Genomic DNA, 16,796 nt, shown 5'->3' on the forward strand with positions numbered 1-16,796 from the left:
TCGTGATCTCGTCGCCCGCTGGGTGTCATGCGAGCCAAGCGGACTCCTTCGGACGGGTGTGCGGGGTGCTGTCAGTGCCGCCGGGCGCGGCCGTCTGGCCCAGGTAGCGGTGCACGAAGTGGATGCTCATCGCGCCTTCGCCGACCGCGGAGGCCACGCGCTTCACCGAGCCGCTGCGGACGTCGCCGGCGGCGAAGACGCCAGGCATGCTGGTCTCCAACGTCAGGCAGTCGCGGCCCTGGCTCTGCCACAGTTCGGGAACGGAGCAGGCCTGCGCCTCCGCGCCGGTGAGCACGAAGCCGCGCGCGTCGAGGGCGAGCGCGCCGGACAGCCATTCCGTGTGGGGTTCGGCGCCGGTGAAGACGAACAGGGCCCGCACCGCGAGGCGGCGGTGCTCGCCCGTACGGTGGTCGACCACGGTGACCGCCTCCAGCGCCTTGTCGCCGAGTGCCTCGGTCATCTCGGTGTGCAGCAGCACGCGCACCCGCGGGTGGCGCTCGATCTGATCGATCAGGTAGCGGGACATGTGCGCCTCGAGACTCGGCCCACGGACGAGCAGATACACCTGCGGTGCGTACCCGGCCAGGAAGAGCACGGCCTGCCCCGCGGAGTTGCCGCCGCCGACGACCGCCACCGGGTCGGTACGACACTGCTGGGCCTCGTAGACGGTCGCCGAGTAGTGGACGCTCGCGCCCTCCAACGGCTCGATGCCGGGCACATGGAGGCGGCGGTAGTGGGCGCCGGTGGCCAGGACGACGGTACGGGCGGTGATCTCGCTGCCGTCAGCGAACCTGACGGCGTAGTGGCCGTCCCGCCGTTCGAGCCGGGCCGCCTCCGCCGGGACGCTGATCCGGGCGCCGAACTTGCCCGCCTGGAGCACAGCCCGCTCGGTGAGCTCGGCGCCGGATATGCCGGAGGGGAAGCCGAAGCAGTTGTCGATGCGGGACGACGTCCCGGCCTGGCCGCCGGTGGCCATCGCCTCGACCACGGTCGTGCCGAGGCCCTCCGAGGCGGCGTTCACCGCGGCGGCGAGACCGGCTGGACCGGAGCCGACGATGAGGAGATCGCCGCGGCCGTTGCCCGATGGCAGGGGCGGCAAGCCGATCAGCCGGGCCAGTTCGGCGTTGCTCGGATTGCGCAGCAGGGTCGTGTCCCGCCAGATCACCAGCGGCGTCTGCTCCGGACCGACCGCGAAGCGGCGCAGCAGCGCCTCGGCCTCCTCGTCCGTCTCCAGATCGATCCAGCGGTGCGGCAGCCGGTTGCGGGCGGCGAACTCGCGCAGCCGCCGGGTGTCGGGCGAATAGCGCGAGCCGATGATACGGAAGCCGGCGCCCTGCCCGACGAGCAGAGCACGGCGGCCCAGGCAGGCGCGCAGCACCACATCACCGAGGATGGAGTCCCGGGTCACCAGGTCACGCAGCTGATCCATGGACAGGGTGAGGATCTCGCCGGGGTCCCTGACCACGGCGGTGTAGAAGGCCACCTGTCCGTTCAGGAGGCCGAGTTCGCCGATGAAGCGGCCAGGGCCGTGCACACGCAGCAGGCGTTCGCCGGGGGTGCCGTAGCCCTCGACGATGGCGACCGAACCACTGAGGAGGACATAGAACGCCTCGCACCGCTCGCCCTCCCGGATCAGCACGTCACCAGTGTCGACCGCGCGCCTCTGGCCGTGCTGCGCCAGGCGGGCCATCTGGTCGTCCGACAGACGGGGATAGGCGCCGTAGATGTCGGGGGTCTCGAAGGGGACGCTCTCCTCCGCCTCGTCCGGCACCGGCGCTGTGCCCGGCAGCGTCTCGTCGCCGGGCATCACACGAGCGCCTCGTGGACGAAGCACCACCGCCAGTCCTCGCCGGGCTCCAGCGACGCCACGATCGGGTGGCCGTCGGCGGCGGCGTGACGGCGGGCGTGCCGGTTCGGCGAGGAATCGCAGCAGCCGACGTGGCCGCAGGTCAGGCAGAGCCGGAGGTGGACCCAGGGGGAGTCCGTGGCCAGGCATTCCTCGCATCCCGGGGCGCGCGGGGTGACGGGACGTACGAGGGCGAGGTGGGGGTCGGTTCGTACGGTCATGGCCGATCATCCTTTCCCGGCCGGTTCGCGGCCCGCGATCGTCTGCTCCACCCACCGCCGCAGGGCAGGGGCAGGTGCGGCACCCGCCTGCCGGGCGATGGTCCGTCCTTTGTCGAGGACAAGCAGCGTCGGTACCGCCTGGACCTCGAATCGCTGCGCCAGGCGCGGGTTCCTGTCGATGTCGACCTTGACCAGTTTGATCTTTCCCGCGAGATCTGCGGCGACCTTCTCCAGCGCGGGGCTCACCATGCGGCAGGGGCCGCACCAGGTGGCCCACAGGTCGACGACGACGGGCACGGTGGCCTGCTCGACGACCTCGGTGAAGTCGTCGTCACCCGCGTCCGCCATCCACGGCAGAGGCTGCTTGCAGTTGCCGCACGTGGGGCGGCCCTCGGCAGCCACGGGTACCCGGTTGGTGCGCCCGCAGTGCGGGCAGGTGACGTTGGTGGCCTGCACGGTACTCATGCCGCCCTCGCTCCCGTCACGTCCTCGGGCTGGTCGTAGGTGACCACCAGCTCTCCGTGCTGGGCGTCGACGCGGACGGTCGCGCCGTCCTGGACGTCCCCGCGCAGCAGGGCGCGCCCGACGAGTGTCTCGACCTCGTGGGAGATGTAACGCCGCAGCGGCCGGGCCCCGTACACCGGGTCGTAGCCCTGGTGAGCGATCACCTCCCGGGCGGCGTCGGTGAGTTCGACGGTGATGCGGCGTTCGGCGAGCCGCTGCCGCAGCTCGTCGAACTGCAGCTCCACGATCCGCTCGATCTGCCGCTCACCGAGCGGCTTGAACAGCACGATGTCGTCGACGCGGTTGAGGAACTCCGGGCGGAAGTGCCCGCGCAGCTCGCCCATGACCAGGGCGCGGGCGTCCGGCTTGATCTCACCCTCGGCGGTGGCGCCGTCGAGGAGGTGCTCGGAGCCGATGTTGGACGTCATGATGATCACGGTGTTGCGGAAGTCGACGGTGCGGCCCTGGGAGTCGGTGATGCGGCCGTCGTCGAGGACCTGCAACAGGGTGTTGAACACATCGGTGTGCGCCTTCTCGATCTCGTCGAACAACACGACCGAGTACGGCTTGCGGCGTACGGCCTCGGTGAGCTGGCCGCCCTCCTCGTAGCCGACGTATCCGGGCGGGGCCCCCATGAGCCGGCTGACGGTGTGCCGCTCCTGGTACTCGCTCATGTCGAGGCGGACCATGTTCTCCTCGGAGTCGAACAGGGCGCGGGCGAGGGTCTTGGCCAGCTCGGTCTTCCCGACGCCGGTGGGGCCGAGGAAGATGAACGAGCCGATGGGGCGGCGAGGGTCGCGGATGCCGGAGCGGGCGCGGATGATGGCGTCGGCGACGAGCTTGACGGCCTCGTCCTGGCCGATGACGCGCTCGCGCAGGATCTCGTCGAGGCGCAGCAGTTTCTCGCGTTCGCCCTCCTGGAGGCGGGCGACGGGGATGCCGGTCCAGGCGGCGACGATCTCGGCGATCTCCTCCTCGGTGACGACCTCCCGCAGCAGCCGGTTCTGCCCTTGTTTGGCGGCCAGTTGCTCCTCCTCCGCGGCGAGCCGACGCTCCAGGTCCTGGAGGCGGCCGTAGCGGAGTTCGGCGGCACGGTTGAGGTCGTAGGCGCGTTCGGCCTCCTCCGCCTCGTGGCGGACCTGCTCCAGTTCCTGGCGCAGTTCCTGCACGCGGCGGATCGCCTGCCGTTCGGCCTCCCACTGGGCGTGTTTGGCGTCGGCCTCGCCGCGCAGGTCGGCCAGCTCCCTGCGCAGTTCCTCCAGGCGGGCCTTGCTGGCGGGGTCGCTCTCCTTGGACAGGGCGGCCTCCTCGATCTCCAGGCGGGTCACCCGGCGCGTGATCTCGTCGAGTTCGGCCGGCATGGAGTCGATCTCCGTGCGCAGCCGGGCACAGGCCTCGTCGACGAGGTCGATGGCCTTGTCCGGCAGGAACCGGTCGGTGATGTAGCGGTGGGAGAGCGTCGCCGCCGCGACCAGCGCCGTGTCCTGGATCTTGACACCGTGGAAGACCTCCAGGCGTTCACGCAGTCCGCGCAGGATGGAGATGGTGTCCTCCAGGCTGGGTTCGTCGACCAGTACCTGCTGGAAGCGGCGTTCGAGGGCGGCGTCCTTCTCGATGTGCTTGCGGTACTCGTCCAGGGTGGTCGCGCCGATCATGTGCAGTTCGCCGCGTGCCAGCATGGGCTTGAGCATGTTGCCCGCGTCCATGGCACCTTCGGCGGCGCCCGCGCCGACGACCGTGTGCAACTCGTCGACGAAGAGCAGGATCCGCCCCTCGGCGGCCTTGACCTCGCTCAGCACGGCCTTGAGGCGCTCCTCGAACTCGCCGCGGTACTTGGCGCCTGCCACGAGCGAGCCCATGTCGAGGGCGAACACCGTCTTGTCGCGCAGTCCTTCGGGCACGTCACCGCGCACGATGCGCTGGGCGAGACCCTCTACGATGGCGGTCTTGCCGACGCCGGGGTCGCCGATCAGGACAGGGTTGTTCTTGCTCTTGCGGCTGAGGATCTGGGTGACGCGGCGAATCTCGGCATCCCGGCCGATGACGGGGTCGAGGCGCCCGGTCCTGGCCTCGGCGACGAGATCGCGGCCGTACTTCTCCAGGGCCTCGTAGGCCACCTCGGGGTTGGCGGAGGTCACGCGCTGGTTGCCGCGGACCCGGGTGAGCGCGCCGAGGAAGGAATCCCGGGTCACTGCCCGCTCTTTCAGGATGCGCCCGGCGGCGGTCGCCGAGCCCTCCTCGGCCAGGGCCAGCAGCAGGTGTTCCACGGACACGTACTCGTCCTTGAGGCGTTTGGCCTCCCGCTCCGCCGCGTCCAGCAGCCGGGCCAGGCGCTGGGTGACAAAGACCTGGCCCGGTGCCGCGCCCGGGCCGGTCACCTTGGGCCGGCGGGAGAGTTCCTCGCGTACGGCCGCGCGCAACTCCTCGGGCTCGGTGCCCGCCTGCTGCAGCAGCCGCGGGATCAGGCCCTCCTCCTGGTCGAGGAGGGCCAACAGCAGATGCTCGCCGTCGACCTCGGTGTGGCCCAGGCGGCCTGCGGCGCTCTGGGCCTCCTGCAGGGCTTCCTGGGACTTCTGTGTCAGGCGGTTCATGTCCATGGTGGTAGATCACTCCTCACGCCTGCACGCCGCAGCGCGGCTTCGAGCAGACTGATGCGGTCGAGCAGGTCGAGCACGAGACCGAGGGATGCGTAGTTCAGGCACAGCCCGGTGCGCAACCGCTGGACGCGGGCCAGGGCGGCCGGGGCAGTGGGGGCGAACCCCAGCCGTCCGGAGGCGTCACGGTCGGCGTCCACCAATCCGAGGGCGACGAACCGACGGATCAGGTCGGGATGCAGGCCCGAGCGGCGGGCCACGGTCTCCAGGGAGAGCCTGGGCACGGGCACGATCGCGTACTGCACGCCCACCTCGTGCGTGCGTGCGTGGGACGGGCGGGCCCCGGCCGGTCGGTCGCTCATCACGTCCTCCTGGGGTCGAACGAGGAGACAGCGGCAAGTTCCTCCAGCAGCTCGCGCTCCCGGTCACTCAGCCGGGGCGGCACCATGATCCGCAGCTCCGCGTACAGGTCACCGTTCGCGCCGCGCGGGCCCGGCATGCCCTCGCCACGCAGCCGCAGGCGCCGTCCGCTGGAGGACCCGGCGGGCACGGTCACCTTCGCCGTGGCCCCGCTGGGCGTGGGCACCGGCACGGTCGCGCCCAGCGCCGCCTCCCACGGGGTGACCGGAAGCCGCACGTGGACGTCCCGGCCGTCGAGGCGGAACTCGGGGTGCGGCTGGATCCGCACCCTCAGGTACAGGTCCCCGGCGGGCGCGTCGCCGCCGCTCCCGCGCCCGCCCTCCCCGGCCAGCCGGATGCGCTGCCCGTCGGTGGCGCCGGGCGGCACGTCGACCTGGTAGCGCCGCTGCCCGGCCGGCCCGGCGAGGGTGACCGTACGGCGGCCGCCCCGATAGGCCTCCTCGACGGTGAGCGGCAGTTCGGCCTCCTGGTCGGCGCCGGGCACACGCATCCGCCCGGCGCCGCCGAACAGCGAGCCGAACAGATCCTCGACGTCGACCCCCTCGCCCCCGAAGCCTGCCGTGGAGTACCGCACCCGGGGACCGGCGCCGGTGGCCCCCCAGAAGCCGCTGCCGGCTCCCGCGCCGGCGGCGACTCGCTCCTCCCAGTCCTCCGGGATCCTGCGGAAGTCCTCGCCGAAGCGGTCGTACCGGGCTCGCTGGTCCGGATCGGACAGGACGCTGAAGGCCTCATTGATCTCCTTGAACCGCTCCTCCGCCTGGGGGTCCTTGTTGACGTCGGGGTGGTACCTGCGGGCCAGGGTGCGGTAGGCCCGCTGGATCTCGTCCGGGTCGGCGGTGCGCGCAACGCCGAGCACCTCGTAGAAGTCGCGTGCCATGGACGGTCACTCCCGCTTGGCGACGGTCACGGCGGCAGGGCGCAGCTGCCGCTCGGCCTCCCCGTAACCGGGTCGCAGCACCTGGACCACGGTGTTCGGATCGGCGTCGGAATCCTGGACCACGCCGACCACCTCGTGCCGGGCCGGGTCGAACGACACGCCCTTCTCCGCGTGGCGCGGGTAGCCCAGCCGCTCCAGCACGTTCACCGCCTGGTCGCGCACGGCCCGGACACCTTCGACAATCGCACCGGGGTCGGCGGCCGCGTGGCTCAGGGCGAGTTCCAGGTTGTCGATGACGGGCAGGAAGGCCGCGGCCGTACGGGCGCGTTCGGCCGCGGCCTCTCGCTCCAGCTCCCTGGCGTGGCGTTTGCGCTGGTTGTCGAGGTCGGCCAGGGCGCGGCGCCAGCGGTCCTCGGCTTCTCGCAGCGCGACCGCGGATTCGTCCTCGGGTGCGGCGGTGGCGGTTGCCGCGTCGGGCCCCGGCTCGGCCTCCTCGGCCGGCGGTCCGGACTGCTCAAGGTCCCCGCGCGGCGGCTGTACGGCGCCTTCGGGCGGCGGGTCGGGCTCTCGGCCCTGGTGTGGCTTGGGCATGGCGGGCCACCTCAGCCCTTGTCGAACTCGGCGTCGATCACATCGTCGTCGTCCCCGGATCCGGATCCGTCCGATGAGCCGGTGCCCTCCGGACCGCCCGCTGCGGCTCCCGCCTGGTGGGCTGCGAGCCCCGCGAAGACCTGCTGGAGTTCGGACGTCAGCGGCCGGACCTTGTCCACCCCGGCCTCGTTCTTCACCGCCTCGCGGGCCTCGGCCACCAGCATCTCGGCGCGGGCCTTCTCGTGTGCGGGCGCGGCGTCGCCGAGCTCGCCAAGGCGCTTTTCGACCTGGTAGGCGATGGCGTCCAGTTCGTTGCGGGCGTCGACCGCCTCGCGCAGGGCCTGGTCCTCGCCGCGGTTGCGCTCGGCCTCCTGGACCATCCGCTCGACCTCGCCACGATCGAGGTTGGAGCTCTCGCTGATGGTGATGCCCTGCTCCTTGCCGGTGTCCTTGTCCCGCGCGGTGACGTTGAGGATGCCGTTGGCGTCGATGTCGAAGGTGACCTCGATCTGCGGCTCGCCGCGCGGCGCGGGGCGGATGTCGGTGAGCTGGAAGCGACCCAGGACCCGGTTGTCGGCGGCCAGCTCGCGCTCGCCCTGGAGGACGACGACGTCGACGGCGGGCTGGTTGTCCTCGGCGGTGGAGAAGGTCTCGCTGCGGCGCACCGGGATGGTGGTGTTCCGCTCGATGATCTTCGTCATCACGCCGCCGCGTGTCTCCACGCCCAGCGACAACGGGGTGACGTCGAGCAGCAGGACATCCTTGACCTCGCCCTTGAGGACCCCGGCCTGGATCGCGGCGCCCATCGCCACGACCTCGTCGGGGTTGACGCTCATGTTCGGTTCCTTGCCGCCGGTCAGCCTCCGCACCAGGGCCTGGACGGCGGGGATGCGGGTGGAGCCGCCTACGAGGATGACCTCGTCGATGTCGCTGTCACTGACCTTGGCGTCGTCCATGGCCTGCCGCACCGGGCCCAGGCAGCGCTCCACCAGGTCGCCGGTGATCTGCTCGAACGTGGACCGCATGATCGTCGTGGTCAGATGCTTGGGGCCGGAGGCGTCGGCCGTGATGAACGGCAGGCTGACCTGCGTCTGGGTCACCGAGCTGAGCTCGGTCTTGGCCTTCTCGGCGGCCTCGAACAGGCGTTGCAGGGCCTGTGGGTCCTGGCGCAGGTCGATGCCGTTCTCCTTCTGGAAGCCGTCGGCGAGCTGGTCGACCAGCCGGCGGTCGAAGTCGTCGCCGCCCAGATGGCTGTCGCCCGCCGTGGACCGTACCTCCACGACGCCGTCGCCGACGTCGAGGATGCTGACGTCGAAGGTGCCGCCGCCCAGATCGAAGACGAGCACCGTCTCGTGCTGCTTCTTGTCCATGCCGTAGGCGAGGGCGGCCGCGGTCGGCTCGTTGATGATCCGCAGCACTTCCAGGCCGGCGATCCGTCCGGCGTCCTTGGTGGCGGTGCGCTGGGCGTCGTTGAAGTAGGCGGGCACCGTGATGACCGCCTCCGTGACCCGTTCTCCCAGCTGCTTGGAGGCGTCGTCGGTGAGCTTGCGCAGCACCTGCGCGCTGATCTCCTCAGGCGCGTAGAGCTTGTCGCGCACCTTGAAGCGGGCGGCGCCGCCGTCTCCCTCGACCACGTCGTACGCGACGGCCTTGGCCTCATCGGAGATCTCGTCGAAGTGCCGGCCGATGAACCGCTTGGCCGAGTAGATGGTGCCCTTGGGGTTGAGAATCGACTGGCGGCGGGCCAGCTGGCCCACCAGGCGCTCGCCGGTGTCGGTGAAGGCCACCACGGACGGCGTCGTGCGGTTGCCCTCGCTGTTGGGCACAACCGCCGGCTCGCCGCCCTCCCAGACGGCGATCACCGAGTTCGTGGTGCCCAGGTCGATGCCTACTGCCTTGGCCATGAGGAACTCCTTCCGCGACGGGCGGCTCGCCTCGGAGTCGCGCCCGGTCTTCCGCACTCGCTCAGGTGACGGCGGGACCGCTCCGCGGGCGGCTGCCCTTCCAAACCCCGCTGCTTGTGCTGGTACCGGTCCCGCTGGGCAGCTCGGCCAGCATCTGCACCGCCTCGTCGGCGACCGCTTCGTCGGCGACGACGTCGTACCGGCTGGGCTGCATGGAGCTCACCGAGGCGAAGTCCCGGCGGCCACGCTGGGCCGCGTGCACCAGCAGGCCGAGCAGAGCGCCGACGAGTGCTCCGAAAACCAGCCCGTACAAGGCGAGGAGCAGTCCCGACACGACCGGGTTCAGCCAGTTCAGCAGCCCGAAGATCCACCCGATCAGCGCACCGGGCAGGGCACCGCTTGCCGCGCCCTGCAGCGCGGCCCCGCCATGTCCCATGCGGCCGGTCACCTGCTCGACCAGGCGCACGTCCTGCCCGATGATGGCCACCCTCTCGACGGGAAAACCGTGGTCGGAAAGGTGATCGACGGCGCGTTCCGCCTCCTGGTAGGTCGTGTACGAGGCGATGGTCCTGCGGGCCTGCTCGTTCATCAGCCAGTCCTTCCTGCCACGGCCACCGGTGCGCCCGGCGATCCCTGACAGGCCCAGCGTTGCAAGAGAGCGGCGCGCTCCGCCTGCACCCGCTAGGTCAGAAATCGACGCGGTCGGTCGGTCCACGAGAACAAGGCTCAAATTCGGACAAGTCGGATTGCCTTGCCTGGGCTGGGTACGCGGGGCTCGCACCGGCGTGGATCCCACGACTCGCTCGAGCGCCTCCGATGACCGGAGGGGAACGGAGTGACCATGGCCTCCCATCCGCCACGGAGGCTTTCCCCGCACGTCTCCGACCAGAAGGTGACCCGCCACCCGAACAACACCGCAGGCACCGAACGGCACCGCCCCCGTCCGCTCGCGGCGCTGGACCCACACGGGCTGCTGGTGCTGTCCCACACCCTGTTCACCTGCGCGGAGCAGAGTGAGATCGTGCGGTTGGCCATGCGGCACGTCAGTGCCCTTGGTCCCTACCACGCCGAGGCCGGATACCTCGCGACGGACGACGGCTTGTCCCGCGTCCCCGGCCATGACGTGGGAGTGCCAACGGTCGACGACACGGGGATGAAGGAGTTGGGCGAGGCTGACGGTTCCGTATCCGTTCCAGAGCGGTCCTGGACCTGGGCGTTCGGCCTGCGCGGGGCCGGCGGTCTGCTCGGCTACCTCGTGGTCTCCTCCCACTCCGAGCCCGATGAGCAGGGGCACTTCCTCCTTTCGACCCTCGTGGGGCTCACATCGGCGGCCCTGTCACTGACGGTCGCGCGCGCCCCGCAGCACGACAACGCCGGCGAACTGAGCCGCCTGCGCACCGAACGGGACACCGCACTGCGGGAGCTGGACACAATGCGCTCCGAGCTGCACCTGCAGAAGACCGTGCACGAGACCCTCGCCCGTGTCGCTGCCCGGGGCGGCGGCGAGGACGCCGTCACCCAAGCGCTGTACGAGCTCACCGGGCTGTCGGCGCTCATCGAGGACCGGTTCGGCAACCTGAGGTCCTGGGCGGGTCCCGACCGGCCCGACCCCTATCCGGTGCGGTCCCCGACCTCCCAGGAAGAGATGCTGAGCCACGTCGCGCGCGAAGCGGGCCCGGTCAGAGTCAAGGACCGGCTGATCGCCCTGGCCCGGCCGCGCGGCGACGTCCTCGGCGTCCTCGCCATCGAGGACCCCGAGGCGACGGCCAATGAGCACACCATGTTCGCCTTGGACCAGGCCCTGCGGTCGCTTGCCCAGGAGCTCGTGCATATGCGCGAACTCACCGAGGTCGAAGCGCGGCTGCGCCGCCAGTTGATCGACGACCTGCTGGAGGGCACCGACGAGACGAGCGCCTACGCCCGGGCCGAAGCCGTCGGCCACGACCTGCAACGTACCCACTACGTGGTCGTGGTGCACTGGCCGGGCAACGCCGCGAACAGCTCCTTCACCCGTGCCGTCGAGCAAGCGACGGCCACCATGGCGACCCGTCCGCTGATCACCCGTCGCGGCGACCGGATGGTCCTGCTGACCGAAGCGAGGCCCGACGACGATGCCGTGCACACTGCGCTGGCCCGTGAGCTGGGGACGCCCGACGGCGCGATCGGGGTGAGCACCCGCTGCGACTCACCGGACGGCATTCCCCGCTGTTACCAGGAGGCACTGCGGGCCCTGGAGGTGCGGCAGAACTCCCGCCAGCGCAGCGGGACGACGTTCTTCGACGACCTCGGGCTGTACCGGATCCTGGGGCCCGGAAACGATCTCCGGGAACTCGAGGACTTCGTGCGAGAGTGGCTCGGCCAGCTGATCGACTACGACGCAGGGCACGACACGGAGCTGGTGGAGACGCTCTCGCGCTACTTCGACTGCGGAGGCAACTACGACGACGCGGCCGCCGCACTGACCGTCCACCGCAGCACCCTGCGCTACCGGCTGCAGCGCATCCGTGAGATCAGCGACCGCGACCTGGCGGATGTGGACACCCGGCTCAATCTGCAGGTGGCAACACGCGTCTGGAAGATCATCCTGGGCGGGCGGCGCTGACCGCGGAGGGCGGTAGCGGGGCGGCACCTTCTCGCACTTCTCTCACGAACGCGACGAGGCGGGGCGGAAGGGGCGCATGCGCCTCACGGGCCGCTGAGAAGGGTTCGGGTCTCGTGGTCGATCTGCTGGGCCTCTCCGGTGGGTACGACCACGATCGGTATTTCCACCCCCGGCCCGCTGACGATTGCCGGACGGCTCGCGTCGTCGGGCGTGCGCAGGCCGCCGGTCAGGCCGAGGGCGGTGAGCCGGGTGCATACCTCTTCGCGGACCTCGGGCTGGTCTTCGCCGATCTCCCCGGTGAAGACCAGGGCGTCGAGCCGGTCGAGGGACGCGGCCATCGCGGCGATGCCGCGGCGACAGTGATGAGTGAAGACGTCCAGGGCGAGAGCGGCGCGCTCGTCGCCCGCTGCCCGGCTGCGGACGAGGTCGCGGGTGTCGTCGGAGGTGCCGGAGAGGCCGAGCAGACCGGAATGGTGGTTCAGTACGTCCTCGATGTCGTCGGCGGACAGACGATGCCGCGTCTGCAGCCAGGTCAGGGCGCCGGGGTCCACGCTTCCGCTGCGGTGGCTCATCACCAGCCCCTCCAGCGGTGTGAAGCCCATGGTGGTGTCGACGCTGGTCCCGTTGCGCACCGCACAGGCGGAGCAGCCGCCGCCCAGGTGGGCGATCACCAGGTGGAGCTGCTCGGGGCGCCGGCCGAGCAACTCGGCCGTCCGGCCGAGTGCCCAGGCGTAGGACAGTCCGTGGAAGCCGTAGCGGCGCATCCCGTACGCCTCGCGCCAGGTGGCGGGCACCGCGTACTCGCGGGCGGCGGCGGGCAGGCCGGCGTGGAAGACGGTGTCGAAGCAGGCTGCGTGCGGGACGTCGGGTAGCAAGTTCCGGGCGGTATCCAGGACAGTGAGGGCCGGCGGGACGTGCAACGGTGCCAGGTCGGCCACATTCCCGAGGGCGGTCCGGACCTCGTCGTCGACCAGGACGTGGCTGCGCATTCCGGGTCCGCCGTGGACGATGCGGTGACCCACGGCCGTGGGCGATGGCGTTTGGGCCAGCAGTTGCCGCAGAGGGTCGGACACGCCTTCGCCGGGTGCGGAGGCGCTGTGGTGTTCGGCCAGGACCTGCCCGTCGTCGCCGAACACGGTCAGCCTCAGGCTGGACGAGCCTGCGTCGGCCACCAGGACTGGGCCGAAGTTTCCTGCCGACACGGTGCTCCTTCCCCGCGGTCCCGACCGCTTCGCACGGCTGTGCCCGCAACGGCTCGGCGCGTGTGCCGAGGCAGCCGGGTACCCCCCTGACCTCGTAGGAAACGGAGGCCCACCGGATGAGCTCGGCACACCAGGAAGATGCGGCGTACCGGCGAGCGGCCCACTACATGGCCGCATCGGGGATCTTCCTGCGCGGCAACGCGCTGCTACGGGAGCCGCTGCGGTGTACGCGGCGCTCAACACGCTCGCCCGTGAGCGGGACGCCGATGGGCCGTTGGTGACCGGTCCCGGCCACGGCACCCCGGCCAACCACGCCAACCTCTGGCTGGAGGGCACCCACGAGGAGTACGACCCCGCGCATGTTCGGACCGGCGCAGGTCTGAGGACCTGACAGGCGCGACGTGCGTGACCTGCGCATCCTCGCAATCAGGCAATCATTGCGCCATTTCAGCGCGGGACCCGATCGGGCGACGCTCCCGGTGTGCGCAACGGACGAGGCTCCCGCGCCGTTGGGGGAGGTGTTCGGTCGTGCGCACGGCCGGCCCGTGGGTAACGTCGTCAATCACCGCGGCCATCCTCACCCTGGAGCGGCAACGCTGAAAAGCTCAATGGTTCCGGGGGTGATCTGGACTCCTTTACGCAGTACGGGTGAATGAGCCGATTGTTCAGTTCGGGGCGGGCGGCGAGTCTTTTACGGTCTCTGAAGGGATCCGGGGGCTGCAGGAAAGGCCCGGCGGGCGGGGGACCGGGTGAAAGGCACACCTGATGTCGGGGTTGGGGAAGTCGCCGGACGTGCTCAGTGTCCGGGCGGGCCGCTGCCATCGGACCGGGGCGTGGGCCTGGGGCGCGGTGGGCGTGGCCTGTCTCGTGGGAACAGCGCTGAGTTTCAGCGGACCGTGGGTGGCCGGGGGCGTGGTGGCGCGGATGGTGGCTTTCGGTCCGTCCACCGGGTGTTGGGGGTTGGCGGTCTCCCTGGTGGTCCGTGCGTGGGGAGCGAGTGGACGGGTGCGGACGCGTCTGCTGCTGTTGGGGGGTTCGGCGGTAGCCGGGGGTGTGTACCGGGGGGCGGTCAACGTACTGTCGGCTCACCCGCCGGGTTCGGGACGGGACGGGCCATCGCTGCTCGGTTCGGTGGTGGTCATCGGAGTGACGCTGGCGGTTGGCCTGGGGATGGCCGGTCTGGTGGTCGCGGCCGATGCCGGCAAGGGCCGACGCGTCTTGCTGCGGCGCGTGCTTGACGGGGTCGTCACAGCCGGTCCCGTGTTCATGACGGGATGGGTACTGCTGCGGGGGGCCAGTGACGGCTGGCGGCTGGGGACGGGGATGGTGGGTGTTCTCTGGACAGCGGAGGTCGTGTTCCTCAGTTTTCTGTTTGCCCTGCGCCGTCTCGTACGGAGCGACCAGAGAGCCACCTTGTGGGTTGGCATCGTCGGGCTGTCCCTCATGCTGATCGGCGACACCCTGCGGCTGTGGACGGTCGGCCCGCACAGCCCCGAGGCGATGTCCTGTCGGCTGGTCGACACCTGCAATACCGCGGGCCTGCTGGTGGTCGCTGTCTGCCCGTGGGTGCCCGGTGGGGCGAGGGTTCTGGGCACTGCTCAGCCGACGTTGCGATGGGGGATAGAGGGTGCGGCCGCGTTCATTCCCCTGACGGTCTGCACGGTCACGGTGCTGGGGTACGTGTTGGCTCCTCCTGCCCGTGACCCGGTGCCGCTGTTGGTCGGTGGGGTGGCGCTGCTGAGCCTCTGGGCGCGCCAGACGTTCCTGCCGAGCGAGAACACCAGAAACGACGACTGAGTTCTCGTGTGGCTGTCTTCCTGCTGTGGCCGCTCTCGCGTGTGTGGCCGGAGGAGCAGGGCGAGCTCAGGGCGCAATGAGGCGCGGACGCCCTGGGGATCGGGGCGCGCCGACCCGGGCCGCGCCCCGGCAGGGCCGCCGCATCGCGCGGCCGAACAGGTGTGCCGGCGGGATGGGCATCGGGGCTGGCGCGCAGGTTGCGCGATCGGCTGGAGACGTCATGGTCGAGGTCCACTTGCCCCGGGACATGGCGCTGGGGCGTGGCGCGGATTAGGTGCTTCTGCTTCCGGGGTGGAGCCGTACGAGGTCTTCCGGCCGACGGCCGACATGGAGAGTGGAGAGCGCCCGCATCGTCTGCAAGCCGGAGGAGACGACGGCCACGTGCGTGCCCATCGACCAGTTCGAGCATCTCCGGGGGTCATGGTCTGTCCTGACCGCCCCGAGATCAGTCGCCGTGCGGCGGTTTCTCCCCGCCGTATGGCGGGCCGGTGGGAGTCCGGCTTGCATGCCGTCGCCTGTGCGGTGACCGCCCAGGCGACGAGCGTCATTCACGTACGCCGGACCTTCACCGCGTGGTGATCGACAGCAGATTGGCGCTGCGGTCCCAGAACTGACGGGCCAGTTCGTGGTCGCGGGCCTGTTCGGTGGACGGTGCCGGCTTGCGCTTCTCGTAGTACTCGCCGGGCTGCCAGGTGCCGCCGGGGGTGCCTTCGGCGAGCCAGACCAGCTCCTTGGCGCTCTTGTCCGGGCTGATCGTGAACAGGTTCTTGATGACCGGGGTGTGGTAGATGTACCGCATGAAGTGGGTGGTGTCGCTGGCGAAGTTGGTGGCCACGACACCGGGGTGGAAGGCCACCGCGGCGATGCCCTGCGCGTGGTAGCGGCGGTGCAGTTCCCGGGTGAACAGGATGTTGGCCAGTTTGCCGCTGCCGTACGCCTTGTTCGGGGTGTAGTCCTTTTCGTTCTGCAGGTCGTCCATGTCGATGCGGCCCCATTGCTTCGCCGCGGCGCTTGCGGTCTGCACAACCTTGGCGTTGCCGGCGGTCAGTGCGGGCATGAGCAGGCTGGTAAGCAGGAACGGGGCCAGGTGGTTGACCTGGAAGGTCTTCTCGAAGCCGTCGACGGTCAGCGCGCGGTCGCCCATGATCCCGCCCGCGTTGTTGGCGAGCACGTCGATGCGCGGGTGGGCCGCCTGGAGCTTGTCGGCGAGTTCGCGCACCTGCGCGAGGTCGGCGAAGTCCGCCACGTAGTAGCGGGCGCCCAGCGCCTGCGCGACCGCCGCGGTCTTGGCCGGTGACCTGCCCACGAGGACGATTTCCTCGCCCTTGGCGGCCAGTTGCCGGGCTGCCGCGGCTCCGATGCCGTCGCTGGCGCCGGTGATGACGATGGTTTGCTGCGTCATGATCGATGTCCTGTTCGGTGGTTTCGTAGGGTGACGGACTTGTCCGTCGGTTCGGACGGTTAGGTGCGTAGGGCCGCTGGGCCCTCGGAGTGAGGGTTCGGGCGGTGGCCGTGGAGGCGGTCGGACGCCGGGGCCAGGTCGGATCCAGGCGGGCACGTAACCCTTGGCGTAGCGGGCGCCGAAGCCGCCGTGGGGCAGGATCTCGGCGATGGTGGCGAGGTCGGCCGTGCCGGTGTTCTCTTCGGTGCGATTCGGGCTGCGGCTGCCGGGGATGGGTACGCCGTGCTCGCCGCGGGTGAGCAGCCAGGCCAGGGCCGGCTGGGAGATCGTGGCACCCTTGGCCGCAGCCAAGTCTGCGTGCTTGTCGACGGCCTCGACGTTCTAACCGAGTTCGTCGAGGACCGGGAAGAGCTGGTCGACATCCCGCTCGAACAGGGAGTACTCGGTCTGCAGGACGGACACCGGCTGTACCGCGTGGGCCTTGCGGATGGTCTGGGGGCCGGCCTCGCTCAGGCCGAAGTACTTGACCTTGCCTGCCTTGATCAGCTCCTTGACGGTGCCCGGTCAGGTCGAAGCCGAACTTGGTGGCCAGGACCACCTCGTCGCGGAAGTCCCTGACCGCCCTGGGGCCCTCCTGCTCGTCGCCGAGACCTCCAGGCCCTGGCCGCCGAGTGTCCGGTGCTGCATGACGCACTCCTCAGGTCAAACCAAAATGTTTGTTTTTACCGTACGCCCCGTCGGCCGCCTTTGCCAAACAAAACTTTTTGGTTAGGTAGTCTTACGACATGGCTTCTTCGACCGCCGCGGACTCGACCCGCGACCGCATCGTCACCGCG

General features: G+C 70.4%; 14 protein-coding genes and 1 pseudogene. 3 read left to right on the top strand and 12 right to left on the bottom strand.

The features are described 5' to 3' along the window. Nucleotides 1-25: 25 nt before the first annotated feature. From ACIRF9_RS21870 to ACIRF9_RS21910, 9 genes are all read right to left on the bottom strand, one after another. Nucleotides 26-1,807, bottom strand: coding sequence for an FAD-dependent oxidoreductase (locus ACIRF9_RS21870; RefSeq protein WP_403824562.1), 1,782 nt, complete (start codon nt 1,805-1,807; stop codon nt 26-28). Then, nucleotides 1,807-2,067, bottom strand: coding sequence for a UBP-type zinc finger domain-containing protein (locus tag ACIRF9_RS21875; RefSeq protein ID WP_403824564.1), 261 nt, complete (start codon nt 2,065-2,067; stop codon nt 1,807-1,809). The genes ACIRF9_RS21870 and ACIRF9_RS21875 overlap by 1 nt, the downstream gene beginning before the upstream one ends. A 6-nt stretch (nt 2,068-2,073) precedes the next feature. After that, the gene (trxA, locus tag ACIRF9_RS21880; RefSeq protein WP_403824567.1) at nt 2,074-2,532 is read right to left on the bottom strand and encodes a thioredoxin; all 459 of its coding nucleotides are present in this window, start codon (nt 2,530-2,532) and stop codon (nt 2,074-2,076) included. Next, nucleotides 2,529-5,168 (bottom strand): ATP-dependent chaperone ClpB, encoded by a 2,640-nt coding sequence (clpB, locus tag ACIRF9_RS21885; protein ID WP_403824570.1) that lies wholly within the window; start codon nt 5,166-5,168, stop codon nt 2,529-2,531. Before clpB ends, trxA begins: the two co-directional genes overlap by 4 nt. Continuing rightward, complete coding sequence (locus tag ACIRF9_RS21890; RefSeq protein WP_403824573.1) at nt 5,159-5,527, bottom strand: chaperone modulator CbpM; 369 nt, start codon at nt 5,525-5,527, stop codon at nt 5,159-5,161. The genes clpB and ACIRF9_RS21890 overlap by 10 nt, the downstream gene beginning before the upstream one ends. Next, nucleotides 5,527-6,462 (bottom strand): DnaJ C-terminal domain-containing protein, encoded by a 936-nt coding sequence (locus ACIRF9_RS21895; RefSeq protein WP_403824576.1) that lies wholly within the window; start codon nt 6,460-6,462, stop codon nt 5,527-5,529. The genes ACIRF9_RS21890 and ACIRF9_RS21895 overlap by 1 nt, the downstream gene beginning before the upstream one ends. 6 nt (nt 6,463-6,468) lie before the next feature. Further along, a complete protein-coding gene (locus tag ACIRF9_RS21900; RefSeq protein WP_403824579.1) occupies nt 6,469-7,053 on the bottom strand; it encodes a nucleotide exchange factor GrpE in 585 nt (194 codons plus the stop codon). 11 nt (nt 7,054-7,064) lie between these two features. Further along, a complete protein-coding gene (dnaK, locus tag ACIRF9_RS21905) occupies nt 7,065-8,957 on the bottom strand; it encodes a molecular chaperone DnaK (RefSeq protein WP_403824582.1) in 1,893 nt (630 codons plus the stop codon). A gap of 61 nt (nt 8,958-9,018) precedes the next feature. After that, nucleotides 9,019-9,546, bottom strand: a complete 528-nt coding sequence (locus tag ACIRF9_RS21910) for a general stress protein (protein WP_403824585.1) — start codon at nt 9,544-9,546, stop codon at nt 9,019-9,021. A 252-nt stretch (nt 9,547-9,798) separates the two neighbouring features. Between ACIRF9_RS21910 and ACIRF9_RS21915 the strand changes: the two genes are divergently transcribed. Beyond that, nucleotides 9,799-11,559 (top strand): PucR family transcriptional regulator, encoded by a 1,761-nt coding sequence (locus ACIRF9_RS21915; RefSeq protein WP_403824588.1) that lies wholly within the window; start codon nt 9,799-9,801, stop codon nt 11,557-11,559. An 83-nt stretch (nt 11,560-11,642) separates the two neighbouring features. Here the strand turns inward: ACIRF9_RS21915 and ACIRF9_RS21920 are convergent, their stop codons facing one another. After that, on the bottom strand, nt 11,643-12,761 hold the full coding sequence (locus tag ACIRF9_RS21920; RefSeq protein WP_403824591.1) for an acetate/propionate family kinase: 1,119 nt from the start codon (nt 12,759-12,761) through the stop codon (nt 11,643-11,645). A 223-nt stretch (nt 12,762-12,984) separates the two neighbouring features. On the opposite strand from ACIRF9_RS21920, the gene ACIRF9_RS21925 reads away from it, so the two are divergent. Continuing rightward, a complete protein-coding gene (locus ACIRF9_RS21925) occupies nt 12,985-13,152 on the top strand; it encodes a hypothetical protein (protein WP_403824594.1) in 168 nt (55 codons plus the stop codon). A gap of 740 nt (nt 13,153-13,892) precedes the next feature. Beyond that, nucleotides 13,893-14,558 (top strand): hypothetical protein, encoded by a 666-nt coding sequence (locus tag ACIRF9_RS21930; protein ID WP_403824597.1) that lies wholly within the window; start codon nt 13,893-13,895, stop codon nt 14,556-14,558. A 565-nt stretch (nt 14,559-15,123) separates the two neighbouring features. Here ACIRF9_RS21930 and ACIRF9_RS21935 read toward each other — a convergent pair. Next, the gene (locus ACIRF9_RS21935) at nt 15,124-15,960 is read right to left on the bottom strand and encodes an SDR family NAD(P)-dependent oxidoreductase (protein ID WP_403824649.1); all 837 of its coding nucleotides are present in this window, start codon (nt 15,958-15,960) and stop codon (nt 15,124-15,126) included. A 276-nt stretch (nt 15,961-16,236) separates the two neighbouring features. Continuing rightward, nucleotides 16,237-16,506: pseudogene (locus ACIRF9_RS21940) on the bottom strand (aldo/keto reductase); the annotation flags it as partial. Nucleotides 16,507-16,796 lie beyond the last annotated feature (290 nt).

Origin of the sequence: Streptomyces sp. NPDC096132, from assembly GCF_044763345.1 — a bacterium.
Taxonomy (GTDB): Bacteria; Actinomycetota; Actinomycetes; order Streptomycetales; family Streptomycetaceae; genus Streptomyces.

Bases quoted from the DNA above. Each gene is read 5' to 3' on its own strand.
- ACIRF9_RS21870 (WP_403824562.1), bottom strand. From the start codon at position 1,807: ATGCCCGGCGACGAGACGCTGCCGGGCACAGCGCCGGTGCCGGACGAG.
- ACIRF9_RS21875 (WP_403824564.1), bottom strand. From the start codon at position 2,067: ATGACCGTACGAACCGACCCCCACCTCGCCCTCGTACGTCCCGTCACC.
- trxA (WP_403824567.1), bottom strand. From the start codon at position 2,532: ATGAGTACCGTGCAGGCCACCAACGTCACCTGCCCGCACTGCGGGCGC.
- clpB (WP_403824570.1), bottom strand. From the start codon at position 5,168: ATGGACATGAACCGCCTGACACAGAAGTCCCAGGAAGCCCTGCAGGAG.
- ACIRF9_RS21890 (WP_403824573.1), bottom strand. From the start codon at position 5,527: ATGAGCGACCGACCGGCCGGGGCCCGCCCGTCCCACGCACGCACGCAC.
- ACIRF9_RS21895 (WP_403824576.1), bottom strand. From the start codon at position 6,462: ATGGCACGCGACTTCTACGAGGTGCTCGGCGTTGCGCGCACCGCCGAC.
- ACIRF9_RS21900 (WP_403824579.1), bottom strand. From the start codon at position 7,053: ATGCCCAAGCCACACCAGGGCCGAGAGCCCGACCCGCCGCCCGAAGGC.
- dnaK (WP_403824582.1), bottom strand. From the start codon at position 8,957: ATGGCCAAGGCAGTAGGCATCGACCTGGGCACCACGAACTCGGTGATC.
- ACIRF9_RS21910 (WP_403824585.1), bottom strand. From the start codon at position 9,546: ATGAACGAGCAGGCCCGCAGGACCATCGCCTCGTACACGACCTACCAG.
- ACIRF9_RS21915 (WP_403824588.1), top strand. From the start codon at position 9,799: ATGGCCTCCCATCCGCCACGGAGGCTTTCCCCGCACGTCTCCGACCAG.
- ACIRF9_RS21935 (WP_403824649.1), bottom strand. From the start codon at position 15,960: ATGACGCAGCAAACCATCGTCATCACCGGCGCCAGCGACGGCATCGGA.